Annotated in this window: 26 protein-coding genes; 22 read left to right on the top strand and 4 right to left on the bottom strand. The window is 62.8% G+C overall.

The features are described from left to right. On the bottom strand, window positions 1-2,405 hold a 2,405-nt coding region (locus ACW9IN_RS22440), incomplete at its 3' end, for a DUF6531 domain-containing protein (RefSeq protein ID WP_457367864.1). A gap of 252 nt (window positions 2,406-2,657) precedes the next feature. Between ACW9IN_RS22440 and ACW9IN_RS22435 the strand changes: the two genes are divergently transcribed. The 6 genes from ACW9IN_RS22435 to ACW9IN_RS22410 all read left to right on the top strand — a co-directional run bounded on the left by ACW9IN_RS22435 (window position 2,658) and on the right by ACW9IN_RS22410 (window position 9,427). After that, a complete protein-coding gene (locus ACW9IN_RS22435; RefSeq protein ID WP_457367863.1) occupies window positions 2,658-5,150 on the top strand; it encodes a TonB-dependent siderophore receptor in 2,493 nt (830 codons plus the stop codon). A gap of 111 nt (window positions 5,151-5,261) precedes the next feature. Continuing rightward, on the top strand, window positions 5,262-6,737 hold the full coding sequence (locus ACW9IN_RS22430) for an aldehyde dehydrogenase family protein (protein WP_457367862.1): 1,476 nt from the start codon (window positions 5,262-5,264) through the stop codon (window positions 6,735-6,737). Window positions 6,738-6,851: 114 nt separating this feature from the next. Beyond that, window positions 6,852-7,181 (top strand): hypothetical protein, encoded by a 330-nt coding sequence (locus tag ACW9IN_RS22425; RefSeq protein ID WP_457367861.1) that lies wholly within the window; start codon window positions 6,852-6,854, stop codon window positions 7,179-7,181. A gap of 188 nt (window positions 7,182-7,369) precedes the next feature. Next, window positions 7,370-8,065 carry a fumarylacetoacetate hydrolase family protein gene (locus ACW9IN_RS22420; RefSeq protein WP_457367860.1) on the top strand — a complete coding sequence of 232 codons (696 nt, stop codon included), beginning with the start codon at window positions 7,370-7,372 and terminating at the stop codon, window positions 8,063-8,065. Between the two features lie 36 nt (window positions 8,066-8,101). Next, the gene (locus tag ACW9IN_RS22415; RefSeq protein ID WP_457367859.1) at window positions 8,102-9,010 is read left to right on the top strand and encodes a helix-turn-helix transcriptional regulator; all 909 of its coding nucleotides are present in this window, start codon (window positions 8,102-8,104) and stop codon (window positions 9,008-9,010) included. Window positions 9,011-9,166: 156 nt separating this feature from the next. Then, complete coding sequence (locus tag ACW9IN_RS22410) at window positions 9,167-9,427, top strand: hypothetical protein (RefSeq protein ID WP_457367858.1); 261 nt, start codon at window positions 9,167-9,169, stop codon at window positions 9,425-9,427. 282 nt (window positions 9,428-9,709) lie between these two features. On the opposite strand, the gene ACW9IN_RS22405 is transcribed toward ACW9IN_RS22410, so the two are convergent. Further along, window positions 9,710-10,654, bottom strand: coding sequence for a sensor domain-containing diguanylate cyclase (locus ACW9IN_RS22405; protein ID WP_457367857.1), 945 nt, complete (start codon window positions 10,652-10,654; stop codon window positions 9,710-9,712). A gap of 245 nt (window positions 10,655-10,899) precedes the next feature. On the opposite strand from ACW9IN_RS22405, the gene ACW9IN_RS22400 reads away from it, so the two are divergent. Further along, the gene (locus tag ACW9IN_RS22400) at window positions 10,900-11,148 is read left to right on the top strand and encodes a DUF1652 domain-containing protein (protein ID WP_457367856.1); all 249 of its coding nucleotides are present in this window, start codon (window positions 10,900-10,902) and stop codon (window positions 11,146-11,148) included. Here ACW9IN_RS22400 and ACW9IN_RS22395 read toward each other — a convergent pair. Next, window positions 11,145-11,285 (bottom strand): hypothetical protein, encoded by a 141-nt coding sequence (locus tag ACW9IN_RS22395; RefSeq protein ID WP_457367855.1) that lies wholly within the window; start codon window positions 11,283-11,285, stop codon window positions 11,145-11,147. The two genes, ACW9IN_RS22400 and ACW9IN_RS22395, sit on opposite strands and share 4 nt — an antisense overlap. A gap of 223 nt (window positions 11,286-11,508) precedes the next feature. Here ACW9IN_RS22395 and ACW9IN_RS22390 point away from each other — a divergent pair, with 223 nt between their 5' ends. From ACW9IN_RS22390 to ACW9IN_RS22370, 5 genes are read left to right on the top strand one after another with little or no spacing between them, the layout of a single operon-like run. Beyond that, complete coding sequence (locus ACW9IN_RS22390; protein WP_457367854.1) at window positions 11,509-11,820, top strand: YXWGXW repeat-containing protein; 312 nt, start codon at window positions 11,509-11,511, stop codon at window positions 11,818-11,820. 37 nt (window positions 11,821-11,857) lie between these two features. Further along, window positions 11,858-12,436 (top strand): RNA polymerase sigma factor, encoded by a 579-nt coding sequence (locus ACW9IN_RS22385; RefSeq protein WP_457367853.1) that lies wholly within the window; start codon window positions 11,858-11,860, stop codon window positions 12,434-12,436. Continuing rightward, complete coding sequence (locus tag ACW9IN_RS22380; protein ID WP_457367852.1) at window positions 12,433-12,864, top strand: hypothetical protein; 432 nt, start codon at window positions 12,433-12,435, stop codon at window positions 12,862-12,864. Before ACW9IN_RS22385 ends, ACW9IN_RS22380 begins: the two co-directional genes overlap by 4 nt. After that, window positions 12,861-13,355 (top strand): periplasmic heavy metal sensor, encoded by a 495-nt coding sequence (locus tag ACW9IN_RS22375; protein ID WP_457367851.1) that lies wholly within the window; start codon window positions 12,861-12,863, stop codon window positions 13,353-13,355. The genes ACW9IN_RS22380 and ACW9IN_RS22375 overlap by 4 nt, the downstream gene beginning before the upstream one ends. Window positions 13,356-13,392: 37 nt before the next feature. Continuing rightward, a complete protein-coding gene (locus ACW9IN_RS22370; RefSeq protein WP_457367850.1) occupies window positions 13,393-13,971 on the top strand; it encodes a hypothetical protein in 579 nt (192 codons plus the stop codon). 206 nt (window positions 13,972-14,177) lie between these two features. On the opposite strand, the gene ACW9IN_RS22365 is transcribed toward ACW9IN_RS22370, so the two are convergent. Beyond that, window positions 14,178-15,113 carry a LysR family transcriptional regulator gene (locus ACW9IN_RS22365; RefSeq protein ID WP_457367849.1) on the bottom strand — a complete coding sequence of 312 codons (936 nt, stop codon included), beginning with the start codon at window positions 15,111-15,113 and terminating at the stop codon, window positions 14,178-14,180. Window positions 15,114-15,219: 106 nt separating this feature from the next. Between ACW9IN_RS22365 and ACW9IN_RS22360 the strand changes: the two genes are divergently transcribed. From ACW9IN_RS22360 to ACW9IN_RS22315, 10 genes are all read left to right on the top strand, one after another. Then, window positions 15,220-16,083 carry a VOC family protein gene (locus ACW9IN_RS22360; protein WP_457367848.1) on the top strand — a complete coding sequence of 288 codons (864 nt, stop codon included), beginning with the start codon at window positions 15,220-15,222 and terminating at the stop codon, window positions 16,081-16,083. Further along, complete coding sequence (locus tag ACW9IN_RS22355; RefSeq protein WP_457367847.1) at window positions 16,080-16,784, top strand: class II aldolase/adducin family protein; 705 nt, start codon at window positions 16,080-16,082, stop codon at window positions 16,782-16,784. The genes ACW9IN_RS22360 and ACW9IN_RS22355 overlap by 4 nt, the downstream gene beginning before the upstream one ends. Next, window positions 16,781-18,238: a 2-hydroxymuconic semialdehyde dehydrogenase gene (locus tag ACW9IN_RS22350; protein ID WP_457367846.1), complete on the top strand. Its 1,458-nt coding sequence runs from the start codon at window positions 16,781-16,783 to the stop codon at window positions 18,236-18,238. Before ACW9IN_RS22355 ends, ACW9IN_RS22350 begins: the two co-directional genes overlap by 4 nt. 8 nt (window positions 18,239-18,246) lie before the next feature. After that, window positions 18,247-19,023 (top strand): 2-oxopent-4-enoate hydratase, encoded by a 777-nt coding sequence (gene dmpE / locus ACW9IN_RS22345; protein WP_457367845.1) that lies wholly within the window; start codon window positions 18,247-18,249, stop codon window positions 19,021-19,023. Window positions 19,024-19,034: 11 nt separating this feature from the next. Further along, window positions 19,035-19,835, top strand: a complete 801-nt coding sequence (gene dmpH / locus ACW9IN_RS22340; RefSeq protein WP_457367844.1) for a 2-oxo-3-hexenedioate decarboxylase — start codon at window positions 19,035-19,037, stop codon at window positions 19,833-19,835. A 10-nt stretch (window positions 19,836-19,845) separates the two neighbouring features. After that, window positions 19,846-20,037 carry a 2-hydroxymuconate tautomerase gene (locus ACW9IN_RS22335; RefSeq protein WP_457367843.1) on the top strand — a complete coding sequence of 64 codons (192 nt, stop codon included), beginning with the start codon at window positions 19,846-19,848 and terminating at the stop codon, window positions 20,035-20,037. A gap of 1 nt (window position 20,038) precedes the next feature. Beyond that, the gene (locus ACW9IN_RS22330) at window positions 20,039-20,971 is read left to right on the top strand and encodes an acetaldehyde dehydrogenase (acetylating) (RefSeq protein ID WP_457367842.1); all 933 of its coding nucleotides are present in this window, start codon (window positions 20,039-20,041) and stop codon (window positions 20,969-20,971) included. Window positions 20,972-20,981: 10 nt separating this feature from the next. Beyond that, window positions 20,982-22,001 (top strand): 4-hydroxy-2-oxovalerate aldolase, encoded by a 1,020-nt coding sequence (gene dmpG, locus ACW9IN_RS22325; RefSeq protein ID WP_457367841.1) that lies wholly within the window; start codon window positions 20,982-20,984, stop codon window positions 21,999-22,001. Window positions 22,002-22,213: 212 nt separating this feature from the next. Further along, complete coding sequence (locus ACW9IN_RS22320; protein ID WP_457367840.1) at window positions 22,214-23,563, top strand: MFS transporter; 1,350 nt, start codon at window positions 22,214-22,216, stop codon at window positions 23,561-23,563. Between the two features lie 98 nt (window positions 23,564-23,661). Beyond that, a complete protein-coding gene (locus tag ACW9IN_RS22315) occupies window positions 23,662-24,996 on the top strand; it encodes an OprD family porin (protein ID WP_457367839.1) in 1,335 nt (444 codons plus the stop codon). Window positions 24,997-25,029 lie beyond the last annotated feature (33 nt).

Raw genomic sequence — 25,029 nt, 5'->3', positions numbered from 1 at the left:
AATTGCCCGCGTTCGTTCCACACCAGCCGCTGATGGCTGTGGTCCGGGTACCAAACCCCAATCAGTTGTCCGCGTTTGTTGTAGCTGTAATCGGTGATGTGCCCGTCAGGATCGACCCGACGCGTCACATCCCCTTGCTCATTGCGCTCGTATTTCCAGACCGCTTCCCCACGCCGTATAACCCGTACGAAGCCGTTGTCATGCTCGTAGGAGGTTGGCTCGTCTTCCCCGGGAAACAACGCCACCAGCCGTCCGGCGTCGTCGTACTGGTAGGCCGTCACCGCGCCCAGCGGATCCTGCTCGACCGTCAGCCGGCCTTTGTCATCGTAGGATTTGAAATGCTCGGCACCGTCGGCATCGATGCGCTGCACCAGCCGCGCCCGCCCGTCATGCACATAGACTTCCTGGCTGCCATCGGCGTTGAACACCGTGACCTGGCCGTCATCGCCCCAGGCATACCGCGTGTCCATCTGCGAGAAACTGGCCCAGTGCCGCACACAACGCGCGGCCTTGCCGGACCTTTCCCACTCCCAGAAGAAACTCGCCCCACCGGCCAAAGCGCGTTCAAGAATGACGTGCTGCTCGTCGTAGCGATAAATCTCGCTTTCGCCGACGGCGTTGGTCGCCGAGATCAGTCGTCCAAGGTCGTCATAAGCGTAGGAAACGACGGTGTACTCGGTAACCCAGACAAATTCCCCCGGCCCCTCAGCCCGCTGAACCTGGTAGTCCACCGCCACGATGCGCCCCGACGCATAACGCAAAAACAGCGAGCGCCCGACAGCATTGTCCAACCGCTCAATGCGCCCCAGCCCATCGCGGAAAACCCGCAGCCGGTTGTCATACGCATCGCTGATCGCTGTCAGCGAGCCATTAACGAAATGGTAGAAACGTGAGTCTTGCGCCAGCACCAACTCATCGGGCAAATCCCCGAGATAAATCGCGGCCTCGGCCAGGCTGTTGGTAATCGCCGGTCGAGAGGAGGAGGGCAGTGGAAACTCGGTAAGACGATGCTCATGATCGGTCCACACCACCGAATCGCCCGACACCGACAGCCGATGGGCCAGCGCATGGCTCCAGCCAAACCCCAGTCCGACATCCATTTCCACGGCACTGGTGCGATACAGCCGTGTCCATTCGAAGGGCAATACGCCGTCCAGCGCACCGTCGGTCAGGGTGAGCAGTTCCTCCCCGGTGACCATCGACACCGGGCAGCCATCCTTAGCGGTCTTGTCCGAAGGCGCCGCCGCGTCACCTGCCGGGTTTTTTCCCACAGCAGGCGCATCGTCCACGTGCTCTGTCTGTTTGAGCACCGCGTTCTGCCGCGCCTTCCAGCGCATCTGCATCCTGCCTTGCTTCAACCCGCCGACCACGCCGCGCACCGCCACTGCCTTGTAGCGATCCACCGCCTGCATGAACGTCGTCAGAATCGCCAGAACGTTCTGGATAAAACCCACTGCCGCCTTAAGCAGCTGGGTGCCATACCTGGCCAACCGCAGGCCCAAATACGCCACGCCCGCCGCCGGCAAGGCGAGGGTCAACACCGCGCCAATCACCAGGTCGATCAGCAACGAAACGACAAAACCTGCCGCCTTTTCGGTCACCTGGCCGGGCGGCAATGCGTCGAGCCAGATCATCGCGGTGCGCAGCAGCAGGAACAGCGCGGCCTCGTCGCTGGCCAGCAACATCGCCTGTTCCATCACCTTGGGCGCATCGGTGGCAATCTGTGCCAACTGGGCCGCCTGCTCACCCAATTGCTCGATGTATTTCAGCGGGTCCGCAAGCATCGCCTGCACCAGCGTGATGCTGTCCCACGCATCGCGAATCGCTGCCCAACTGCCTGCCAAAACACCGCTGCCAATCGCGCTGGCGGTGGACTGTTCCCAATGCGGTTTGAAGCCGGACCATTGCGACCGCAGCCACTGCTCCAGGTCTGTCGTCAGGCTGGCATAGGACGCAAACAGGGCGTCGACCTGTTGCGCCGAAACACCGCCTTGCACCCGTACCTGGTAACGCCCGCCCGCCGCGCAGTAGTGCGAGCCCTTGCCGTGCTCGTCCAGCATGATCACGGTGGAACTGCCGTCATCCAGCCCGATGACCTCAACCGGGATATTGCCAATCGGCACGTCATGCACCGATTCGAACAGGCTCTCGATCTTCAATTCGCCGCCCGCCTGGCAACGGGTCACGCTCGAAAAGTCAGCGTCGGTCATGCTCACCGAGCGCTGCGAATCACCCACCCGCAACACTCGATCCATCCCCAGCAAAGAGGGCAGGTCCAGCGCGTGGCTCGCCGAATCCAGCGCATGGGCATACCAGGCGTTCATCTGCTGGCGGTAAATCTCCAGGCTCTGATGAAAACCATCCAGTTCATGTTCGATATGGGTAATACGGGCAGCGTGGGTCATCCATGACGTCTCGACAGGGGCAAGGCGTCGGAGTCTGCCGCAGCCAAAAGCGGCTGGATGAACGGCTGAAAAAATCAGAAATGACTGTCCAGCGGCGGGAAAAAACCGCGAACAACTACTCCCGGAAACTACATCGAAAAGCGATCAGGCTGATTGCTGCGCAACTACCCAAATAAAAATCGCTCTCATCCTTGCCCGATTTTTCGAGATGGCCGTCATGGTTAATAGAACCTCTATTACGCAGGATTTCCCATGTCGCGCCTTGCTCGTCCCTTGCACCCACTGGCCCTGTCGGTGGCGATGGCTTTTGCCGCCGTGCCGTTGCTGAATGTCCCGTTTGCCTTGGCTGAAGAAAGCAGCAGCGCCGTGCGCCGGTTTTCGATTCCCGCCGGTGACTTGAGCCAGGCGCTCAATAGCCTGGCCGAGCAGGCGGGGCTGGTGCTGGCGTTCGATGCAAGCCTGACCCGGGGTAAACGCAGCACGGGTTTGAGCGGGCAATACGACACCGAGGTGGCACTGAACCAGTTGCTCGCCGGCAGCGGCTTGCAGGCGTTGAAAATCTCCACCGATCGCTACCGCGTGGAGCCTGTACCGGATAACGGCGGCGCCATGGAGTTGCAGACCACCACCATCAGCGGTGCCTACCAGAGCGAGAGCCCCACCGGGCCGGTAGCAGGTTATGTGGCCACCCGCAGTCTGTCGGGCACCAAGACCGACACCGCACTGGTCGAAACGCCGCAGTCGATTTCGATCGTGACCAAGGACCAGATGCGGGCGCAAAACGCCGAGAGTCTCAACCAGATTCTGCGCTACAGCGCCGCCGTGGTGCCTGAGACCCGTGGCGCCACCGCCTCGCGCCTGGACCAGTTGACCATCCGTGGCTTTGCGCCGGCCACCTACCTCGACGGCCTGCGCGTGCCATCGAGCCGTGACGCCCTGCCACAAAAGGATGCCTTCGACCTGGAGCGTGTCGAAGTGCTGCGCGGCCCGGCTTCGGTGCTGTACGGGCAGGGCACCCCGAGCGGGGTGATCAACATGGTCACCAAGCGCCCGCTGGACACGCCTTTCCACGAAGTGGGCGTGGAATACGGCACCTTCAACAAGAAGCGCACCACCTTCGATTTGAGCGGCCCGATTGACGACCAAGGGGTTTATTCCTACCGCGTGGCGGGCCTTTTCGATGACGCTGACGGCCAGGTCGAACACACCGAGACCCGTCGCCAGTCGTTGTCCAGCGCCTTCACCTGGCGCCCTGACGACGCCACCTCGCTGACCCTGCTCGGGCACTTCCAGAAGGACCCCAAAGGCGCGTCCTACGGTTCGGTGCCGGCCTGGGGTTCGGTGCTGCACAGCCCGACCGGGCGCAGCATCGATGTGGACTTCTATGACGGCGAGAAGAATTTCGAGAAGAGTGATCGCGAACATTACTCCCTGGGCTATGCCTTCGAGCATCACTTCAACGATGTGTGGACGGTGCGCCAGAACGCGCGTTACCTGCGTGCCGAAGGCGTTTACCGCAGTATCTACAACAGCAACCTGCAGGCCGACTACCGCACCTCCAACCGGTCGACCATCGCTACCGATGTCGATATGGACGCCTACACCCTCGACAACCAGGTGCAGGCCAAATTCGACACCGGTCCGTTGCAGCACACCTTGTTGGCCGGCCTCGACTACCAGAACACCAGCACCGACACCAAAGCCGGTTATGGTCGCGGGCCGACCCTGGACATCTTCGACCCGGTCTACGGTGCACCCGTGGCGACTCCGGCCTTCAGCACCGATGCCACCTCGCGCAGCGAGCAGACCGGTGTTTATCTGCAAGAGCAGATGAAGTGGGACAAGTGGGTGCTGCTGCTCGGCGGTCGTTATGACTGGGCCAGCACCGACAGCACCACCAAGACCCTCAGCAGCGGTGCCAAGAGCAAGTCGTCGCTGGACAGCAAGGCCTTTACCGGCCGCGTGGGCCTGGTCTATCTGTTCGATAATGGCCTGGCGCCGTATGCCAGCTATGCAGAGTCCTTCAACCCGCAGTCGGGCACCGGTTACGGCGGTTCGGTGTTCAAGCCGACCGAAGGCAAGCAGTATGAAATCGGCATCAAGTATCAACCGCCGGGCAGCAACAGCTTTATCACGGCGGCGATCTTCGACCTGCGCCAGACCAACGTACCGACCCTGGACCCGGATCCCACCCACCTGTGTGGCAACGGCCGTTGCAGCGTGCAGGACGGCGAGCAGCAATCCCGGGGTTTCGAGCTGGAAGGCAAGGCCAGCCTGAACGACAACCTCGATATCACTGCGGCCTACGCTTATCTGGATAACCGCACCAGCAAGTCCAACAGCACCACGCAATACGCGCCGATCAGCGATGTCGGCACAGGCCCGGCGATTCCCCTCAAGGGCACCACCAGCTACGGTGTGCCGCGGCATACCGCGTCGGCCTGGGCTGACTACACCTTCCACGATGGCCAACTCAAAGGTTTCGGTGTAGGTGCGGGGGCGCGGTATGTGGGTTCGTCCTGGGGCGACACCGCCAACACCTTGAAGGTGCCGGGCTACACCCTGTTCGATGCGGCGGTGCACTACGACATCCCGAACATCGCCAGCCTCAAGGACAACCTGCGTCTGGCGCTGAACGCCAGCAACCTGGCGAATAAAGAGTACGTCGCGTCCTGCTATTCCTATTCGTGGTGCTGGTACGGCTCGCAGCGCACCGTACAGGCGAGCGCGACTTATCAGTGGTGAGGTGAAAAACGGAATAAATGGCCGTGCCCAAGCGTTCCCTGTGCGTGCGTTACGTGAGTAACCACCGGTCTCTGACCGCTCAATTCGCCAGAAAGGAACAGGGAACTCACTATGAGCACGCCATCTACTCCGTTCGCGAGTCCACAACAGACACGTGAAGCCCTACTGAAGCAAGCCAACCTGGAAGGCGGCTTTTTCAACGTGATCAATGGGCGCCAGACCACCGCCGACAACACACTGGAGGTGGTGAACCCGGCCACGGGGGAGGTGATCGCCTCGATTCCGGACGCCGGTGAAGATGCTTTGAATCAGGCCGTGGCCGCCGCCCGCCAAGCGTTCCCGGCCTGGGCCGCGACGCCCGTTGCCGAGCGGCGTGCACTGCTGCTCGAGTTCATTGCGCGGATAAAAGCCCATGAACCAGAGCTGACCGCATTGCTCACCGCCGAGAATGGCCGGCCCCTGGCGACATCGACCTGGGAACTGTCCGGCTTGGCGGATGCCTTCGGCCCGTCCCTGGTCAACCTTGAATTACCTGTCGAGTCCTATGACTCGCCGATCATGGGGCAGGTGACCCAGCACTACACGCCGCTGGGTGTCGTGTGCGCGATTTGCCCGTGGAACGTTCCGGCGCTGCTGGCGATGATGAAAATCCTCGCGGCTTTGGTCACCGGGAATACCGTGGTACTCAAACCCTCGCCCTACGCGCCGTTGACGGTCCTGCGGATCGCCGGTTATGCCGTGGATCTGCTGCCTGCCGGCGTGCTCAACGTGATCACCGGCGGCGATGCGCTGGGGCCGTTGATGACTGCGCATCCAGGCTTCGACAAAGTGAGCTTTACCGGATCGAGCCAGACCGGCAAGCGGGTGATGAACTCGGTGTCCGGCAAGCTCAAGCGTGTGACCCTGGAACTGGGCGGCAACGACCCGGCGATCGTGCTGGCCGACGCCGACCCGCAGAAGATTGCCGAGTCCTTGTTCTGGAGCATGTTCAAGCTCAACGGCCACGCCTGCATCTGCCTCAAGCGCCTGTATGTGCACGCGTCCATCTACGCCGAAGTGGCCGAGGCACTGGTGGCCTATGCGGCCCATGTCAAAACCGGGGATGGCTTCTTGCTGGACTCGGGGCTGGGTCCGATCCAGAACAAAATGCAGTACGAAAAGATCCGTGCCACCTGGGCGCAAATCCAGGCCAGCGGTACGAAGGTGCTGTATCAGGGTGAAGCACCCCATGCCGGTTATTTTTTCCCGGTGACCCTGCTCGACAATCCTTCCGACGATGCACCGTTTGTCCGGGAAGAAGTGTTCGGCCCGATTCGGCCGATCATGAAATACAGCGACCTGGACGACGTGATCGCCCGCGCCAACGACACCCCTTATGGCTTGGGGGCTTCGGTGTGGGGCAGCGACCGCGAACAACTCGCCCAGGTTGCCAGTCGACTGAACGCGGGCACGGTGTGGGTCAACCAGCACGCGGCACTGGCCCCTGATGTGCCATTCGGTGGGCACAAGGAGTCGGGTTTTGGTGTGGAGTTCGGTGTCGAAGGCTTGAAGTCGTACTGCAACCTGAAGGTGATTGCCGCGCGATAGGCCCTTCATGGGGCCGGGACAGTTGTGCAGTGAGGAAGGCAATTTAATGGCCCCTTTGTAACAAAATCCTCGCCAGAATCACTTTTATTTTCAGGTGGTTAGGTGGGGAATCGAATGCGCTCTGTTGGAATCATGTTGATCGCCTGTTCCCTGGCCGGCGGCGCCGCTGCCGTGCAGGCCCGGGAACTGCGCGACGGTGACAAGTACATGTGCAGTTGGGGCGCCGGCACGGCTGCCAGGGCCCAGGAACTCAAGCTGTCCGGTGTGTCACTGTATGCGGCGCGGCAGAAGATCCAGACCCTCAAGTTCAGCAAGCCCTGGATGCGCATGATGGCCATGGGCATCACCGAGCAGACCTACGACAGCCGTTCACGCCTCAAGCCCGAAGCCATTCGCCAGGGCTTCTATCAGGACTGTGTGCGCTACAAAGTGGCGCGCAAATGAGCGTCCGGCGGGCTCAACGCAACAGCAGCGGCCCAGCATTCTTCCGGAAAACACCCTAAGCGTTCGCTTTGAACAGGCATTCATTGCGTCGCCAAGCACCGGCCAGTGCAAAATCTGCGTAAGCCTGTCCAACTTCGCACCTGTGCCCCTCGCCATACTGGCGCCAGGTAAACGAAGAGGCACAGGCCATGACTGATTACGTATTCACGCCCCCGCATACGCCGTCCCTGGCGATTCAGGGTACTGACGCGCGCTTCCCGCTGCGCCGCATATTTTGCGTGGGCCGCAACTACAGCGAGCACGCACGGGAAATGGGACATGACCCGGACCGCGAGCCGCCATTCTTTTTCATGAAACCGGCGGATGCCGTGGTGTCCGCCGAGGGCGTGATTGCCTACCCGCCATTGACCGGCGACCTGCACCATGAAGTGGAACTGGTAGTGGCCATCGGCAAGGGCGGGGTGGATATCAGCCCCGAGCAGGCCTTTTCCCACATCTGGGGCTATGGCGTCGGCATCGATCTGACCCGCCGTGACCTGCAGGCCCAGGCGAAAAAACTCTCACGTCCGTGGGAATGGGCCAAGGCGTTCGATGACTCTGCGCCCAGCACCGCGTTGCAGCCGGTGAGTGCCGTCGGGCACCCGTCCAGCGGCAAAATCTGGCTCAAGGTCAACGGTGAACAGCGCCAGGTCGGTGACCTGGCTGACCAGATCTGGTCGGTCAGCGAAGTGATCAGCCATGCTTCCCGGTCCGTCGCGCTCAAGGCCGGGGACCTGATCTTCACCGGCACGCCGGCCGGGGTCGGCGCGCTGCAACCGGGGGATCTGGTCAGCGCTGGCATCGATGGCATCGGCGAGTTGAGTTTCACCCTCGGCCAGGGTTGAGGCTACAGTGGTGCCCAGGCCATTCGAGAGACCGTTATGCCCGGCACCCGCGTCACCACCTACGGCATGGAACAACGCAGCGACCGTCCCGACTTCTATATCCGCGACAAACGCGGACGGGCGGCGCTGACCAGTCCCCATCGCCATGAATACTTCCAGATCCAGATCAACCTCGGCGGCGACACCGTGCAGCACATCGGCGGCGCTGTGCGGCCGTTTCCGCGAAAGGCCCTGGCGTTCATCCTGCCCCATCGCCTGCATGTGATTCCCCACCCCGAGGACGGCGAATTCATGCTGATCAACTTCAGCCAGGCGTTTTTCCTGCCGCAATTGACCTGCGATCCTCTGGACCTGGAAGACATCCCCATCGGCCAGGCGCCGGAGCTGTCGCCGTTTCGTTTTCAGGAGCAACTGGACTTCATCCTCGACGATGCGGCCTTCGACGACGTGCAGACCTGGCTCGCCCATATGCGCGAGCTGGATGCCCACCGCACTTTCGGCGCGCGGGAGCGCCTGAAGGGCTACCTGTTCCAGTTGATCGGCCTGGTCTGCGAGCAGTACGCCGAATCTCTGCAGGCTTTTGCGGCCAACAACGCGACCCGTCGTGGGCGCAAGGACGCCCTGGCGCGGGTGCAGGGCTACATCCGCGAACATTTGCATGAGCCCAGCCTCAACCTCACGGACACGGCCGCTGCGGCATTTCTGTCGCCCAACTACCTCACCCATCTTTTGCGCAAGGAAACCGGCAAGCCCTTTTCCCAACTGGTACTCGACCGCCGCCTGCAATTGGCGCGAACGCTGCTACTCAACAGCCCGCAGATGATCGGCGCCATTGCGCACCGTTGTGGTTTTACCGATGAAGCGTATTTTTCCCGTTGTTTCCGCAAGGCCCACGGCCTGGCGCCGGGACAGTTTCGGCGCCGGCAGCATGGAGAGCCTTTGTAGCCTGCTGTTTTACAAATCCACGACAATCACTATGTTTCTATTTGCATACAATTGCGCCCTTCACCCGGGAGACCTGTATGCAAACCCCGATTCGCGCGTCGGCACAGGATGCTGTCGACGACGTGTACCTTGAGAAGAGCAGGGCGTCGTAACCCCATGCGCGCGCCAGAATCGCCTTCTTCCAACAGCTTGCGCTACTTCGTGGGCGGGGTGCTCTGCGTCGCGGTGCTGCTGGGCCTGTATTTCGTGCAGCTCAACGCCCGGGTGGACCGTGAGCGTGAACAGCTCAATGAGCGCCTGGCGTTATGCAGGCAGGTGGAAAGTGTCGCGCGTTCGGTTCACCCCAGTGGCCTTGAAGTGCGGGACGCCTGCGAACACATGGGCGGGCATACCGCCAAAAGTGCGACGCCACTTTAGGCCCTAATGAATAACCCCTTTTTATAGATGGAATATACGCGGGAAGTATCGGCTTAGTTGCACCAAAAAGTGGCACCCATACAGTTCGCTTCCTTAAAAAAGGTGTGGTTATTGAATGACTTACAGCGCTTTTAATCCGACGAAAGGATTGAAATAGTCTTGTTACATGTTTTTACAATCGCTACTATAGCCGGGCGTTCACCTCCCACGGTTTATGCATTTTTAAATCCCAAGTGTCCATCAGCTACTTGGGATTTTTTTTGCCCGTCATTTAGTTGCGCATCACGCTTGTGCGTCATCGAACTCGGCACGCATGCGCCCGTTGCGTTTGGCCTGATACAGCAATTTGTCGACGTCTTCGACGAACGCCAGCATCTCGCTGCCGGGTTCGACCAGGCGGGTGCCCACGCCCAGGCTCAAGGTCAGCAGGTTCGACACCGGTGAAAAACCATGTTCGATCTGCTGCTGGCAAATCAGGTGCAGGCAACGCTGTGCCACTTGCCTGGCCGAGGCGGCATCGGTTTCCGGCAACAGCCACACAAATTCTTCGCCACCGATACGCGCAATGAAATCCCGGGGACGGTTGGCCGCCAGCGATAGGGTGCGTGCTACCTGGCGTAGGCATTCGTCGCCCTTGATATGCCCGTAGTGGTCGTTGTACTGCTTGAAGTAATCGATATCCAGGATCAGCAGGGACAACGGCAACTGGCTGCGTTGGGCACTGGCCCATTCGCGCTCCAGCACGGTGTCGAACATGCGTCGGTTGGCGATGCCGGTGAGACCGTCCTGGAACGAATATTCCTCCAGCTGTTTTTGCAGACGGATCAGGTGTTCCTCGGTCTTCTTGCGCTCGCTGATATCGAACATGAAGCCGATCAGCGCTTCGACTTCGCCGTCCTTGCGCACCACGTGCACCACATCGCGGATCCACACGTAGTCGCCGTTCACCGTCAGCGCCCGGTAATCGGCCTCGTGGTCCACCCCGGCGCGGGATTGCGACACACAGAAGTTCACCACGTATTCACGGTCATCCGGGTGCATGCGCTCCACCCAGTCATCCACGCTGACCCAGCTCTGCGGGGTCCAGCCCAGCAACGTTTCGATCTGCGGGCCGATGTAGCTGAAGGTCATGGTTGCCCAGTCGATGCGCCAGGGGATGGCCTTGGTCGATTCCAGCAGCGTTTTGTACACGTCACTGTCGGGCGGGCTCGGGGGGTCGATGCTCATGGAGGCTGCTCAGGTGATGGCGAAAAGCCAAGAGCGTCTGGTGATCGGCGCCCGGAGTCAAGCACCCCGAAGGGCAGCAGACGAGAGGTCGTGATGCGGGTTTTCTGACGCCAGCGAGCCGGCGTTTTCGCAGCAAAATGAGGCGTGTATAACACTTTTGAAGTAATCATTCCGTACGCCGTAAAACCTCATCTACTCTGTTTGCATCACAACGACCGGCTGAGGCCCAGGGCAGGGTGTCGATCATGATCTCCATCGTCGAATTCAATCGCATCATGGCGTCTGGCTTCCTGCCGCTTGCATGCGACTGCACCTTGAACAGCGACGGCTCCCTGCGCATCAGCATCTTCGAGCCACAGAGCGGACGCGTCGAGCTGCTGCTCACCCGCGTCTCGCCCGAAGGCCTGGACAGCATCCGTTCCATCTCGAACCTGATCGGTGAGTTGCGCACCGAAATCAAGGCCGGGCGGCGCGGGTTTGCGGCGGTCGGTTAACCGTTGACGGTGCTGACGGGCGTATCGACGGCCCCGTAATAACGCCAGCAGCAATGCCGATGTTCCGGCAGGATCACGCAGCCGCTGAGGCTGACGATCAACACAGCGGCAACAAGCATGTAAAGACGACGGTGCATGGCATTTCCTCTTGGTGGGTACAGCGTTAATCCTTCAACGCCGTGACTCGCCGTAATCCGTCGCGAGCTTTCAAAGATTTCATCAAGTCCCGCCATCCCCCGCGCAATACTGCCTGCGACCACTGCCCCGAAAAAAAAAGCGTGGCCCGCGACGGATTTTTCTGTACCCGCCGTTCAACCCATCAGCAACGAGCACTTTCGCCCGCTGCATGAAGGAGTTGCCATGAGCCCCCTGACGATCTTGCGCCATGCGTTGCTTGTTCCCTTGGCTTTCGCTGCGTTGGTCAGCACCCCGACCTTTGCCCAGACCGAAGTGATCATTCGCCAGGCACCGCCGGTGGAGCGGGTGGAAGTGATCCCCGCCGAACGCCCAGGCTATGCCTGGGACCGTGGTCACTGGCGCTGGGAGGGTGGCGGCTACGGCTGGGTCCCCGGCCACTGGCAGCCGGTGATGCGCAATGCGCGCTGGGAGCCGGGCCATTGGGAGTCCCACGGGCCCAACTGGTACTGGCGTGAAGGGCACTGGATCCGCTGAACCTTGAGACTTAGCCCCCGGACCGAGTACTACCTGATTGAAAGACACTGATCCGGACGTTGAGCTGCTGGCCCGTATCGGCAACAACGAGCCCGCGGCCGTCACCGAAATGGTGACGCGCAAGCTGCCGCGCCTGTTGGCGTTGGCCGGCAGGCTGCTCGGCGATGCCGAGGAGGCCAGGGATGTGGCCCAGGAAAGTTTCCTGCGCATCTGGCGCCAGGCGGCAAGCTGGCGCCCGGGTGAAGCGCGTTTCGACACCTGGCTGCACCGGGTCGCGCTCAACCTGTGTCACGACCGTTTGCGCCGACGCCGGGAGCGTCCGCTGGACGATGAGCACATCGTCGAACCGGTGGATACGACGCCGTCGCCGGATGAGCAGCTGGAAGCGGCCGACCGCAGCGCACGCATGGCCGCCGCATTGGCGACCTTGCCCGAGCGTCAGCGCGAAGCGATTGTGCTGCAGTATTACCAGGAGCTGTCGAACATCGACGCCGCGGCCCTGATGAATATCAGCGTCGAGGCACTGGAGAGCCTGCTGTCGCGGGCCCGACGCCAGTTGCGCAGCCAACTTGCCGACACACCCGGGCTTGCCCGCCCAGGAAGGGGAAAATCATGAGGCCTGAACGCTTTGTTTACCTGGCCGACGCTTATGGCGCCGACCTGCACCGTTGGCCCGCCACCGAACAGGCCCAGGCCCGGGCGCTGCTCGACAGCGGCAACGCGCAGGCGCTGGATGCGCTGGCACAGGCACGCTGGCTCGACAACCAATTGAACAGTCATCAACAGATGGCGGTCGACCCGGCGCTGGTGCGTCAGATCCGCTTGTCCGCCCCCACGCGCACCTCGTTCTGGTCGCGTTACGCCAGCTGGCTGTCGCCCGCTGGCCTGGTGGGGGTGGGCATTGCCGGCGTCGTCACCGGCATGCTGGTGGCGTCCTTGAGTGTGCCACTGCCTATGTTGTCATCCGAAGTGCTGCCCAGCGTCTTCGATCAGGGCGACGCGGAAGTCGTCTTCACCGTCAACGCCGAGGAAACCGAGCAATGACCCCAACGTCTCTCAAGCCGTGGCTGCTCCTGTCGGTCGTGCTCAACGTATTTCTGATCGGTGGGGTGGGCGGCGGCCTTTATCACTGGATGGCCAGCGCCAGGCCCGCCGAAGCGGTAGTCAACCAGCACGGCTTGCGCCAGGCCATGTTCAAGCTGCCGCCGGAGCGGCGCCGGGAACTGCGCCAGTTGTTGCGCCATGACAGCGCCGCCAGCCAGCCCCTGGTGATGGCGGGGCGCGAGGCGCGCATGGGGGTGATCCGGCAGCTCGAGGCGCCGACGCTCGACCGTGATGTGCTGGTGACGGAACTGGCCAAGGCGCGGGAGGCCGATGCGGCGCTCAGGGCATTGGTGGATGGCACGCTGGCGCAGTTTGCCGGGACCCTGCCGCTGGATGAGCGCAAGGCGCTGGTGGAGGCGTTGTACTTGAGGGGGCAGGCTAAAACCAAAGAAAAGTTTATCGACACAACCGGGAATAAACCTCGGTCCTGAACTGTTAAGCCGGCATCACACCTGCGGAGCACTGCGTATGCCGGCTGCAAAAAAGAAACAGGCTTTTGATTTCTCCTGCGGGGCGGCGTCCCTGATGTGTGCCGCCGTGGAACTGGAAGGCAATTTGCCCAATGGGCTATCGCCCACCGACGCGCTACGCACCAGCATGTGTGAAGTCGAGTTGTACAAGCTCACTTCCGGGGCGACCACCGGCGGGGTGGTCAAACCGTTCGACCCGACCAAGGCCGGGTATTCCTACCCGCACAACGTGGCCCTGGCAGCACGCTCCATGGGGCTGAACGTGACCATCTATATGGATGGCTTTATCGCCAGTGCGTTGTCGGTGCTCTACCCGCAGTGCGAGGAACAGTGCATTCGAGCGGGGTTCCCGGTGATCCACGGCGCGCCCCCGGCACTGGCGGCCAACCGGCGAGCGCTGATTGTGGTCACCACTTTTCTGGTGGGTTTGCACTACGTGATGGAACGGCCAGGAGGCGGGTACATGGACCCGAACGATGGGGCGGACTTTGCGGACTTCAAGGCGATGAATGGATGGTCGAAAACGTATGGCAAGACGGGGATCACGTTGGTGCTGGAGAAAGAGGTAACGGTGTAGGCCAGCGCGTTCGGCGGTGCACCCGTCCCTGTAGTGAGCAGGCTTGTCCTGCGCCGGGTGGCGAAGCCACCCCAAGACCAGGCGCCGCGTTCTTCCTGAAATAACGCGGTGGTTTTATTGGGGCCGCTGCGCGCCCCAGCGCGGGCGGTGCGACGATTCGACAAGCCCGCTCACTACAATCTGACGGAGGTGCCAGCCTGAAATACTCACTGTGGTGAGCAGGCTTGTCCTGCGCCGGGTGGCGAAGCCACCCCAAATATCTTCAACACCTCCTTCCTCAACCACAAATGCCGTGGATCCTTCTGGTTCCGCGCATGCCAGTGGTGTTTCAGGCTGTACGGCGGGATTTCCACCGGGGCTTCGATCATGCGCACGGCGGAGTGCTTTTCGTAGATGTGCGCCACGGCGCGGGGCAGGACGGCGACGAGGTCGGAGCGTTCGATGATGGCGGACATGCTCATGTAGTGGGACATCTGCACCACGATCTTGCGCTGGATACCTTGCTCGGCCAGGTAGCTTTCGTACATTTCCTGGCTGCGGCTGCCGTCGCGCACTTGCAGGTGTTCCAGGTTGCAGAAGTCGTCCATGGTCAGTTGCGCGGCGGTGATGCGGTGGTGGCGGCCGATAAGGCAGACCAGGTCGTGGTCGAACAGGCGTTGCTGGTAGATGTTCGGCGCGTCGAGGTCGGGGAAGTAACCCAGGGCCGAGTCCACCCGGCCTTCGCGCAGGGCTTCGTGCAGGTCCTTGGGGCCCAGGCTCAGGCATTGGATCTTGGCGTTGGGCGCGGCGCTGCGCAGGCGGTCGAAGAGGGCGGGGAGGAACACCACTTCGCCGATTTCACTGAGGCAGAACGTAAAGGTCTCGCGGCTTTCAGCGGGGTCGAAGGTGGGGCTGGGCAGGATCTCCTGGTCGATGGTGGCGATCACTTCGCGGGTGCGTTCGACGATGCTGCGCGCCCGTGGCGTGGGCTCCATCGCGGTGCCGCTGCGCACGAACAACGCATCGCCCAGTGAATGGCGCAAGCGTGATAACGCGGCGCTGGCGGCGGGCTGGCTCATGCCCAGTCGCTTGGCAGCGGCGGTGACGTTGCCGCAGTCATGAATGGCCAATAAAACGCGTAGCAGGTTCAGATCCGTGCGCATGACTATAACCAAACCAAATAGATTGAATAACCAGAATTCGCTTCTGCTATTTGTGCCCCACGGCGAGGATTGTGTCCAGACAAGAATAAAACCAAGAGGCACCCTCATGATCAACCTGCATGACATCCGCTACGTGCGCCTGGGCACCGCGGACCTTGCCCAGGCCAAGCTGTACGCCACGCAGATGCTCGGCCTGCAAGTGGCGCGCGAGGCCAACGGTGCGATCTATTTTCGCTCCGACAGTCGCGACCACACCCTGTGCTACTACGAAGGCGATCCACGGGAAACCACCACTGCCTTCGAAGTCACCAGCTGGAACGAACTCGACCACGCCGCCCAATTGCTCGAAGACAACGGCTTCGCCGTGCGCCATGGCAGCCGCGAAACCGCCGAGGTGCGCCACGTCAACGAGCTGATTCAGTTTCGCGACCCCAGCGGCAATAACATCGAATTGGTGCTGCGCCCCCATGCCAGCGGCAGCCGTTACTTCGCCAGCCGCGATGCAGGCATCACCGGCTTCAGCCATATCGGCCTGCGCACCACCGACGCCAAACGCGACGAAGCCTTCTGGACCACCCTGGCCAACGCCCGGGTCAGTGACCGCATTGGTGAAGCGCCGTTGCTGCGCATCGACGAGGTGCACCACAAGATCGCGCTATTCCCCTCCAGCCACGCCGGCGTGCAGCACATCAACCACCAGGTGGAAAGTATCGATGACGTGATGCGTGCCTGGTACTTCCTCAAGGAGCGCGGGATCAGGATTCTGTTCGGGCCGGGCCGCCACCCGACGTCCGGGGCGATGTTCCTGTACTTCGAAGGGCCGGACGGCATGACCTACGAATACTCCACCGGCGTCAGCCACATCGCTGCGCAAGACGAAGCCACCCATCAGCCCCGGCAATTTCCGCTGGTCACCAGCTCGTTCTGTGCCTGGGGTTCGAAGCCGGACATTCCGGAGTTCAAGTCATGAGCCGCGTCAGCCAGGAAGCCGAAGTGCGCGTGGCCGCGCGTGCCCTGGCCAACGCGGGTTTTGTACACGCCTACGGCCATTGCAGTGTGCGCCTGGATGCCGGGCACTTTCTGGTCTGCGCCGCCAGGCCCATGGGCCTGATCCTACCCGGCGAGCCCGGCACTGTGGTGCCGGTGCACGGCCCGCTGCCGGAAGGGGTGTTGGGTGAAGTGCGCATCCACCAGCAGATTTACCAGCGTCGGCCCGATGTCAATGCGGTGATCCGCTGCATGCCGATGCAGGTGATGAGCCTGTCCTGCGCCGGGCTTGCCCCACGGTTGCGTCACGGCATGGGCGCGTATTTCAAGGACGGCGTACCGCTGTGGGATGACCCGCAATTGCTGCGCGATGACCCACAGGCCGCCGCCCTGGCCGAGCAATTGGGCCGGTCCCGGGCCCTGGTGATGCGCGGCAACGGCGCCATCGTGGTCGGCGGCTCCCTGGTGGAGGCGCTGACCCTGGTGTTCTACCTGGAGGACGCCGCCCGCATCGAGTTGCAACTGCTGGCCGCCGGAGTCGCCGACCACGCACCGCTGCTGAGCCTCGACGAAGCCAGCCGTCGAGCCACCAACAGCGGGCGGATTTTCGAACGCATGTGGGACTACCTCACCGCCGGCGATGCCGAGCTGAACCTGATAACAAGAGAAGAGCGCCAACCATGACCAAGCATTTTCACAACTTCATCGACAACCAATGGGTCGAGGGCGTACGTACCTTCGACAACCGCAACCCCGCCGACAATAGCCTGATCGGCCAGGTTCACGAGGCCGGCCGCGAGCAAGTCGACGCGGCGGTCAAGGCGGCCCGCGCTGCGCTGAACGGCCCTTGGGGCAAGATGACCATCGCCCAGCGCACCGCGCTGCTGCACAAGGTGGCCGACGGTATCGAACAGCGCGCCGAAGAATTCGTCGCCGCCGAAGTGGCCGACACCGGCAAACCCCATGCGCTGGCCAGCCACCTGGACATCCCCCGTGGCGCGGCCAACTTCAAGGTGTTTGCCGACCTGATCCGCAACGTGCCCACCGAAAGCTTCACCATGGACACCCCCGACGGCGGCAAGGCCGTCAACTACGCGGTACGCAACCCGCGCGGCGTGATCGGAGTGATCTGCCCATGGAACCTGCCGTTGCTGCTGATGACCTGGAAAGTCGGCCCGGCCCTGGCCTGCGGCAACACCGTGGTGGTCAAACCCTCGGAAGAAACCCCGGCCACCGCCACCTTGCTCGGTGAAGTGATGCGCGATGCCGGTGTGCCGGCGGGCGTTTACAACGTGGTGCATGGTTTTGGCGAGCACTCGGCGGGGGCCTTCCTCACCGAGCACAAAGACGTCGACGGCATCACCTTTACCGGCGAAACCGGTACCGGCGAGGCCATCATGAAAGCTGCGTCCAAGGGCGTTCGCCCGGTGTCGCTGGAGTTGGGCGGCAAGAATGCCGGGGTGATTTTCGCCGACGCCGATCTGGACAAGGCCGTGGCCGGCATCGCCCGCGCGGTGTTCGAAAACAGCGGCCAGGTGTGCCTGGGCACCGAGCGCGTGTATGTGCAACGGCCGGTGTTCGACGCGTTTGTCGCCGCCCTCAAGGCGCGTGCCGAAGCCATCCAGGTCGGCGCGCCGAACGCCCCCGGCGTCACCATGGGCCCGCTGGTTTCCGTGGGGCACCGCCAGAAGGTGTTGAGCTATTACGCGCAAGCGGTCAAAGACGGCGCCACCGTCGTCACCGGCGGCGGCATCCCGGACATGCCCGCCGAATTGGCCGAAGGCGCCTGGGTGCAGCCGACTATCTGGACCGGCTTGCCTGAAGACTCCGCGGTGATCCGTGAAGAAATCTTCGGCCCGTGCTGCCACATCGCGCCGTTCGACGACGAAGACGAGGTGGTGCGCCGGGTCAACGACACGCCTTACGGCCTGGCCGCCAGTGTGTGGACCACCGACCTGCAAGTCGCCCACCGCCTGGGCGCCGCGCTGGACGTAGGCATCTGCTGGATCAATTCGTGGTTCCTGCGCGACCTGCGCACCGCGTTCGGTGGCGCCAAGCAATCCGGCATCGGCCGCGAAGGCGGGGTGCATTCCCTGGAGTTCTACACCGAACTGCGCAACGTGTGCATCCGTCTGTGAGGTCCGCCATGACACATCTCAACCACCTCGGCGCGCAGTTGCACCAGGCGCTCACCGAACACAAACCCCTGGCGCCGCTCACCGAGCAATGCCCCGACTTGACCGTGGCCGACGCCTACCAGATCCAGCTGGCCATGCTGCAACCGCGCCTCGACGCCGGGCAGACCGTGATCGGCAAGAAGATCGGCGTCACCAGCCAGGTGGTGATGGACATGCTCGGCGTGGACCAGCCCGACTTCGGTCATCTGCTCAGCGACATGCTGGTCAACGACGGTGCCGCACTGGCCTGCGCTGACTTCATCGCGCCCAAGGCCGAAGGCGAGATCGCCTTTGTGCTCAAGCAGGACCTGGTCGGTCCCGGCGTGACTGTGGCCGATGTGCTGCGCGCGACGGCGTATGTGATGCCGTGCTTCGAAATCGTCGATTCGCGGATCAAGGACTGGAAAATAAAAATCCAGGACACCGTCGCCGACAACGCCTCGGCCGCCGCGTTCGTGCTTGGCGACGGCGTGGCCGACCCGCGTGAGATCGACCTGGCGTGCGTGGGCATGACCCTGGAAAAGAACGGCGAAATCGTCGCCACCGGCGCCGGTGCGGCAGCCCTTGGTCACCCGGCGAATGCAGTGGTGTGGCTGGCCAATACCCTGGGGCGCCTGGGCATCCCGTTGAAGAAAGGCGAGGTGATCCTGTCCGGGTCCCTGGCCGCCATGGTTCCGGTGCAGCCCGGCGACCAGTTGCGCATGAGCCTGGGCGGTATCGGCTCGGCTTCCATCCGATTTGTTTGAAGGACAACCCCATGAACCTGTCAGCCGCAACCATCGCCGAACTGGCCATCCATTTGGAAAACGCCGAGCTCAATCGTGAAGCCGTGGCCAAGATCACCGATGCCCACCCGGACATGGACTGGGAAGACGCCTACGCGATCCAGAACGCCATTCGCGCCAACAAGGAGGCGCGGGGCGTGCGCATCGTCGGCCTGAAGATGGGCCTGACGTCCTTTGCCAAGATGAAGCAGATGGGCGTCACCGAGCCGATCCACGGCTTTATCACCGACTACGGTTCCTGCGCCGACGGTTCGGTGATCGACGTCGACACGCTGATCCACCCCAAGGTCGAAGCCGAAATCGCCTTTGTGCTCAAGCACCCGCTCAAAGGACCGGGCGTGCACGTGGGGGATGTGCTGGCGGCTACCGACTTCATTTTGCCGGCGGTGGAAGTGATCGACTCGCGTTATGAAAACTTCCGCTTCGACCTCAAGAGCGTGATCGCCGACAACACCTCGTCCGCGCGCTTCGTCACCGGTGGCCAGGCCCGCAGCCCGCTGGGCATCGACCTCAAGTGCCTGGGCGTGGTGATGGAAAAGAACGGTGAAGTGGTCGCCACCGCCGCCGGTGCCGCCGTCCTCGGCCACCCGGCGCAAAGCGTGGCGATGCTCGCCAATATGCTCGCCAGCCAGGGCAAGGAACTGCCCGCCGGCACCTTCATCATGACGGGCGGCGTGACCGAAGCCATCGCGGTGCAGGCGGGCGACCAGATCACCGTGCGCTACCAGCACCTGGGCAGCGTTTCCATGCGTTTTGCCGCCAAGTCCGAGTGAGGAAAGCACCATGCCGATCATGCAGGTTTATCTGATGGAAGGCCGCGACGACGAACAGAAGGCGCGGTTGATCGAAGCATTGACCGAGGCTGCGGTCGCATCGATCCAGGCCCCGCGAGAGTCTGTGCGGGTGATCATCACCGAAGTGCCGAAGACCCAGTTCGGGATCGCCGGCAAAACCGCCAAGGCCCTGGGGCGCTGACATGAACACACACAAGAAGAACGTCGCAATCATCGGCTCGGGCAACATTGGCACCGACCTGATGATCAAGATCCTGCGTCATGGCCAGCAGTTGCAGATGGCGGTGATGGTGGGCATCGATGCCGCCTCCGACGGCCTGGAGCGGGCGCGACGCCTGGGCGTGGGCACCACCCACGCGGGCGTCGAGGGGCTGGTGCGCATGCCCGAGTTTGCCGGCATCGATATTGTCTTCGACGCCACCTCGGCCACCGCCCATGTGGCCAACGATGCACTGCTGCGCCAGCACAAACCGGGCATCCGCGTGATCGACCTGACGCCGGCGGCCATCGGGCCGTACTGCGTGCCGGTGGTGAACCTGGACACCAACCTGGCAGCGCTCAACGTGAACATGGTCACGTGCGGTGGCCAGGCGACCATTCCGATGGTGGCGGCGGTGTCCCGGGTGGCCAAGGTGCATTACGCGGAGATCATCGCGTCCATCAGCAGCAGATCCGCCGGCCCCGGCACCCGGGCAAACATCGACGAATTCACCGAAACCACCGCCCAGGCCATCGAGGCGGTAGGCGGCGCGGGCAAGGGCAAGGCGATCATCGTGCTCAACCCGGCCGAACCGCCACTGATGATGCGCGACACGGTGTACGTGTTGTCGGAGGCGGCGGATCAGGCGGAGGTGGAAGCCTCCATCGAAGACATGGCCAATGCGGTCACTGCCTATGTGCCGGGCTATCGCCTGAAGCAGAAGGTGCAGTTCGAAGTGATCGCGCCCGAGGCACCCTTGAACATTCCCGGGCTGGGCCGTTTCAGCGGTTTGAAGACCACGGTGTTCCTCGAAGTCGAAGGCGCCGCCCATTACCTGCCGGCCTACGCCGGCAATCTCGACATCATGACCTCCGCCGCGCTGGCCACCGCCGAGCGCATGGCGCAGGCTTTGTGAGGCCCCGACCATGATCTTCAACCCTGGCAAGAAGCTGTATATCAGCGACGTGACCCTGCGGGACGGCAGCCATGCCGTGCGTCACCAGTATTCCCTCGACAACGTGCAAACCATCGCCCGTGCCCTGGACAAGGCCCGTGTCGATTCCATTGAAGTGGCCCACGGCGACGGGCTGCAAGGCTCCAGCTTCAATTACGGGTTTGGCGCCCATACCGACCTTGAGTGGATCGAGGCGGTCAGCGATGTGATCAGCCACGCCAAGGTCGCCACCCTGTTGCTGCCGGGCATCGGCACCGTGCACGACCTCAAGGCCGCGTACAACGCCGGAGCGCGGGTGGTGCGGGTCGCGACCCATTGCACCGAGGCCGACTGCGCGCGCCAGCACATCGAGTACGCGCGCACCCTGGGCATGGACACCGTGGGCTTCCTGATGATGAGCCACCTGACCAGCCCGCAGAACCTGGCTGTCGAAGCAAAGAAAATGGAGAGCTACGGCGCCACCTGCATCTACGTGGTGGACTCCGGCGGGGCCATGGGCATGCACGATATCCGCGAGCGCTTCCGTGCGGTGAAGGCCGTGCTCAAGCCCGAGACCGAAACCGGCATGCATGCCCACCATAACCTGTCGCTGGGCGTTGCCAACTCCATCGTCGCCGTGGAGGAGGGCTGCGACCGCATCGACGCCAGCCTCGCCGGCATGGGCGCCGGTGCCGGCAATGCGCCGCTGGAGGTGTTCATCGCCGCTGCCGACCGCATGGGCTGGAACCACGGCACCGACCTCTACGCGCTGATGGACGCCGCCGACGACATCGTGCGCCCGCTGCAGGATCGCCCGGTGCGCGTCGACCGCGAGACCCTGGCCCTGGGTTATGCCGGGGTGTATTCGAGCTTTCTGCGCCATGCCGAAGTCGCCGCCCGGCGCTACGACCTCAAGGCCGTGGACATTCTGGTGGAACTGGGCAAACGCCGCATGGTGGGCGGCCAGGAGGACATGATCGTCGACGTCGCACTCGACCTGCTGAACCGCTGATTTCACCTGCTGGTGGAGAACCCAATGTGGGAGCGGCGGTGCGACGATTCGACTTGCCCGCGATGGCGATATACCTGCCAGAAAAGCATTGAATGACACACCGCTATCGCAGGCAAGCCAGCTCCCACAGGGGACCGCATTTTTAACCTGAAACATGCTTTTGCAGTGCACTTGATTCACCCCAAGACAAATCCAAAAACAGGGGAACATTGATGAACAGCAAGACTGCCAACATCGGCGCGACAATCGATAACAACAGGATCTCCGGCTACCAGATCATGGTGCTGCTCCTGTGCTTCCTGGTGGTGCTGGTGGACGGTTTCGACACCGCCGTCATCGGCTACATCGCCCCGGCCCTGCGCCAGGAGTGGGGCCTGCAAGCGGCGCAACTGTCCCCGGCCTTCGGCGCCGGGCTGTTCGGCCTGATGGTCGGCGCGTTTATCTTCGGCCCGGTGGCCGATGCCTACGGGCGCAAGAAGGTGCTGCTGGCGTCGGTGCTGATCTTTGGCATTGGCACCCTGGCCTCGGCGTATTCCACGTCCATCGAGATGCTCACCGCGCTGCGCTTTCTCACCGGCATCGGCCTGGGCGGGGCAATGCCGACGTGCATCACCTTGAGTTCCGAGTACTCGCCGGCCCGGCGCCGGATGATCATGGTCACCTTGAGCTACAGCGGTTTCACCACCGGTCTTGCGCTCGGTGGTGCGGTGGCTAGCCAGATCATTCCGGCGTTCGGCTGGCGCGGCGTACTGATGATCGGCGGGATCGTGCCTTTGCTGTTGCTGCCGTTGCTGGCCTGGTTGCTGCCGGAGTCGGTGCGCTTCATGGCCGCTCACCCGCGGCATGCCGATACGCTGCGCAAGGTGATGGGCAAGATCACCGGACGCAAGGACCTGCACGATGTCACCTTCGTCGAGCCGCAAAGCCCGGTGGCGGTGCGTTCGCCGATCTCGCAACTGTTCATCGAAAACCGCGCCCTGCGCACCGTGCTGTTGTGGGGCACGTTTTTCTGTTCACTGTTTGTGTTCTACCTCCTGACCAGCTGGCTGCCGAGCATCCTCAAGGACGCCGGCTACGACATCGCCGCCGCCGCGCGAATCGGTGCGATGGTGCCGCTGGGCGGCACGGTGGGCGCGATCCTGCTGGCGTTGCTGATGGACCGCGTCAGCCCTTACCGCGTGCTGGGCCTGGCCTACCTGGGGGCGGCGCTGGTGATCGCGCTGATCGGCTTTGCGCTGGCGGATGCGTTCTGGCTGGGGCTCACGGTGTTCATGGTCGGCTTTGGCGTCGCTGGGGCGCAGAACGGCTTGAACCTGCTGTCCGCCAGCATTTACCCGACCGCCGCCCGGGCCACGGGGGTGAGCTGGGCCATGGCCAACGGCCGGGTGGGCTCGATCATCGGTTCGGTGCTGGGCGCGTGGCTGATCGCGCAACTGGGCCAGCCGTCGGTGTTCTTCCTGGTGCTGGCGATTCCGGCGCTGTTCGGTTCGATTGCGATCTTCTCGCTGCAATTCATGACCGAAAAAAAGCCGGCGCCTGAGGTCACCGTACTCCCCACCTGACACCCCAACCCTTGTGGGAGCTGGCTTGCCTGCTCCCACCGTTGATCGGCGTTATTGCTTCACCCCACACAACAATAAAAGCCAACGGGTACACCCTCATGAAAACTTCCGTATTCCAAGCGGCGCCTGCGTGCGCCTGCGTTTTGCTCGCCGTCAGCACTGTGGCCCAGGCTGAAGGCTTCCTCGATGACGCCCACGCCAAGCTCGAGGCGCGCAACGTCTACTTCAACCAGGACAACCGCAGCGGCCCGGCCCAGCCATCCAGGCTGGAGGAGTGGGGCCAGGGTTTTATCCTCAACGTCAATTCCGGCTACACCCAGGGGCCGGTGGGTTTTGGCGTGGATGCGCTGGGCATGCTCGGCATCCGCCTGGACTCCGGGCGCGGCACCCATGGCAACCCCAACAGCGTGACCCAGGGCGGGTTCGTGTTCCCCACCGACAGCGATGGGCGCGCAGTGAGTGACTTCAGCAGCCTCGGGCTGACCGGCAAAATGCGGGTGGCCAAGACCGAACTGAAAGTGGGCACCCTGATGCCAAGGCTGCCGGTGGTGGTCTACAACGATGGCCGCCTGTTGCCGGAAACCTTTCAGGGCTGGCAGGCCACCTCCAAAGACTTTGACAACTTCACCCTGATCGGCGGGCGCCTGAGCGGCGTGAAAAGCCGCAATTCGTCCAACAACGAAGACCTCGCCATCAGCGGTGCCGGCGGCCCGGCAGGCAAGCGCAGCAACCAGTTCTACTACGCCGGTGTGGATTACACGCTGCGCCCGAACCTGCTGTTGCAGTACTACTACGGTGACCTTGAAGACTTTTACCAGCAACACTTCGTCGGCCTGGTCCACACCCTGACCTTGCCGGTGGGCAGCCTCAAAAGCGACCTGCGCTTTTTCGACAGCTCATCGGACGGCCGCAATGGCAGTGCCGCCGGACGTGCCGAGGGCTATCGCAGCACCGGCTACCACAACAATGGCGAAGTGGATAACCGCGTGCTGGCGGGGCTGTTCACCTACAGCCTGGGCGGTCATGCGGTGAGCCTGGGCTACCAGCATCTCAACGGTTCCAGCGACTTTCCGTTCCTCAACCAGGGCGACGGTTCGGCCACCTACCTGATCACCGATCGCCAGACCGGCGCACGCTTCCAGCGCGCCGGGGAGAACACCTGGGTGGCGCAACACGCGTTCAACTTCGCCACGGTGGGGGTTCCGGGGTTGACCTCCCAAGTGGTCTACCAGCGCGGCGGTGATATCAAGTCCGACCAGGGCCGGCAGCACGAGTGGGAGCGTGACGTGATGCTGACCTACGCGTTCCAGAGCAAGGCCCTCACCGGGTTTGCCGTGCAATGGCGCAACGCGATGCTGCGCAGCACTGTGGCCACCCAGCGGGACCTGGATGAAAACCGGTTGTATCTGACGTATACCCGCGCGCTGTTCTGACTCGAGGCATGTGGATGTCTCAGGGGCCCCATC

This window comes from Pseudomonas sp. SDO5271_S396, assembly GCF_054071795.1.
This window is presented reverse-complemented; position numbering and strand designations above follow the sequence as displayed.

Bases quoted from the DNA above. Each gene is read 5' to 3' on its own strand.
- ACW9IN_RS22390 (WP_457367854.1), top strand. From the start codon at position 11,509: ATGAGCCCCCTGACGATCTTGCGCCATGCGTTGCTTGTTCCCTTGGCT.
- ACW9IN_RS22350 (WP_457367846.1), top strand. From the start codon at position 16,781: ATGACCAAGCATTTTCACAACTTCATCGACAACCAATGGGTCGAGGGC.
- ACW9IN_RS22335 (WP_457367843.1), top strand. From the start codon at position 19,846: ATGCCGATCATGCAGGTTTATCTGATGGAAGGCCGCGACGACGAACAG.
- ACW9IN_RS22400 (WP_457367856.1), top strand. From the start codon at position 10,900: ATGATCTCCATCGTCGAATTCAATCGCATCATGGCGTCTGGCTTCCTG.
- ACW9IN_RS22405 (WP_457367857.1), bottom strand. From the start codon at position 10,654: ATGAGCATCGACCCCCCGAGCCCGCCCGACAGTGACGTGTACAAAACG.
- ACW9IN_RS22395 (WP_457367855.1), bottom strand. From the start codon at position 11,285: ATGCACCGTCGTCTTTACATGCTTGTTGCCGCTGTGTTGATCGTCAGC.
- ACW9IN_RS22415 (WP_457367859.1), top strand. From the start codon at position 8,102: ATGCCCGGCACCCGCGTCACCACCTACGGCATGGAACAACGCAGCGAC.
- ACW9IN_RS22365 (WP_457367849.1), bottom strand. From the start codon at position 15,113: ATGCGCACGGATCTGAACCTGCTACGCGTTTTATTGGCCATTCATGAC.
- ACW9IN_RS22435 (WP_457367863.1), top strand. From the start codon at position 2,658: ATGTCGCGCCTTGCTCGTCCCTTGCACCCACTGGCCCTGTCGGTGGCG.
- dmpE (WP_457367845.1), top strand. From the start codon at position 18,247: ATGACACATCTCAACCACCTCGGCGCGCAGTTGCACCAGGCGCTCACC.
- ACW9IN_RS22410 (WP_457367858.1), top strand. From the start codon at position 9,167: ATGCGCGCGCCAGAATCGCCTTCTTCCAACAGCTTGCGCTACTTCGTG.
- ACW9IN_RS22380 (WP_457367852.1), top strand. From the start codon at position 12,433: ATGAGGCCTGAACGCTTTGTTTACCTGGCCGACGCTTATGGCGCCGAC.
- ACW9IN_RS22370 (WP_457367850.1), top strand. From the start codon at position 13,393: ATGCCGGCTGCAAAAAAGAAACAGGCTTTTGATTTCTCCTGCGGGGCG.
- ACW9IN_RS22375 (WP_457367851.1), top strand. From the start codon at position 12,861: ATGACCCCAACGTCTCTCAAGCCGTGGCTGCTCCTGTCGGTCGTGCTC.
- ACW9IN_RS22425 (WP_457367861.1), top strand. From the start codon at position 6,852: ATGCGCTCTGTTGGAATCATGTTGATCGCCTGTTCCCTGGCCGGCGGC.
- dmpH (WP_457367844.1), top strand. From the start codon at position 19,035: ATGAACCTGTCAGCCGCAACCATCGCCGAACTGGCCATCCATTTGGAA.
- ACW9IN_RS22315 (WP_457367839.1), top strand. From the start codon at position 23,662: ATGAAAACTTCCGTATTCCAAGCGGCGCCTGCGTGCGCCTGCGTTTTG.
- ACW9IN_RS22330 (WP_457367842.1), top strand. From the start codon at position 20,039: ATGAACACACACAAGAAGAACGTCGCAATCATCGGCTCGGGCAACATT.
- ACW9IN_RS22420 (WP_457367860.1), top strand. From the start codon at position 7,370: ATGACTGATTACGTATTCACGCCCCCGCATACGCCGTCCCTGGCGATT.
- ACW9IN_RS22320 (WP_457367840.1), top strand. From the start codon at position 22,214: ATGAACAGCAAGACTGCCAACATCGGCGCGACAATCGATAACAACAGG.
- ACW9IN_RS22355 (WP_457367847.1), top strand. From the start codon at position 16,080: ATGAGCCGCGTCAGCCAGGAAGCCGAAGTGCGCGTGGCCGCGCGTGCC.
- dmpG (WP_457367841.1), top strand. From the start codon at position 20,982: ATGATCTTCAACCCTGGCAAGAAGCTGTATATCAGCGACGTGACCCTG.
- ACW9IN_RS22360 (WP_457367848.1), top strand. From the start codon at position 15,220: ATGATCAACCTGCATGACATCCGCTACGTGCGCCTGGGCACCGCGGAC.
- ACW9IN_RS22430 (WP_457367862.1), top strand. From the start codon at position 5,262: ATGAGCACGCCATCTACTCCGTTCGCGAGTCCACAACAGACACGTGAA.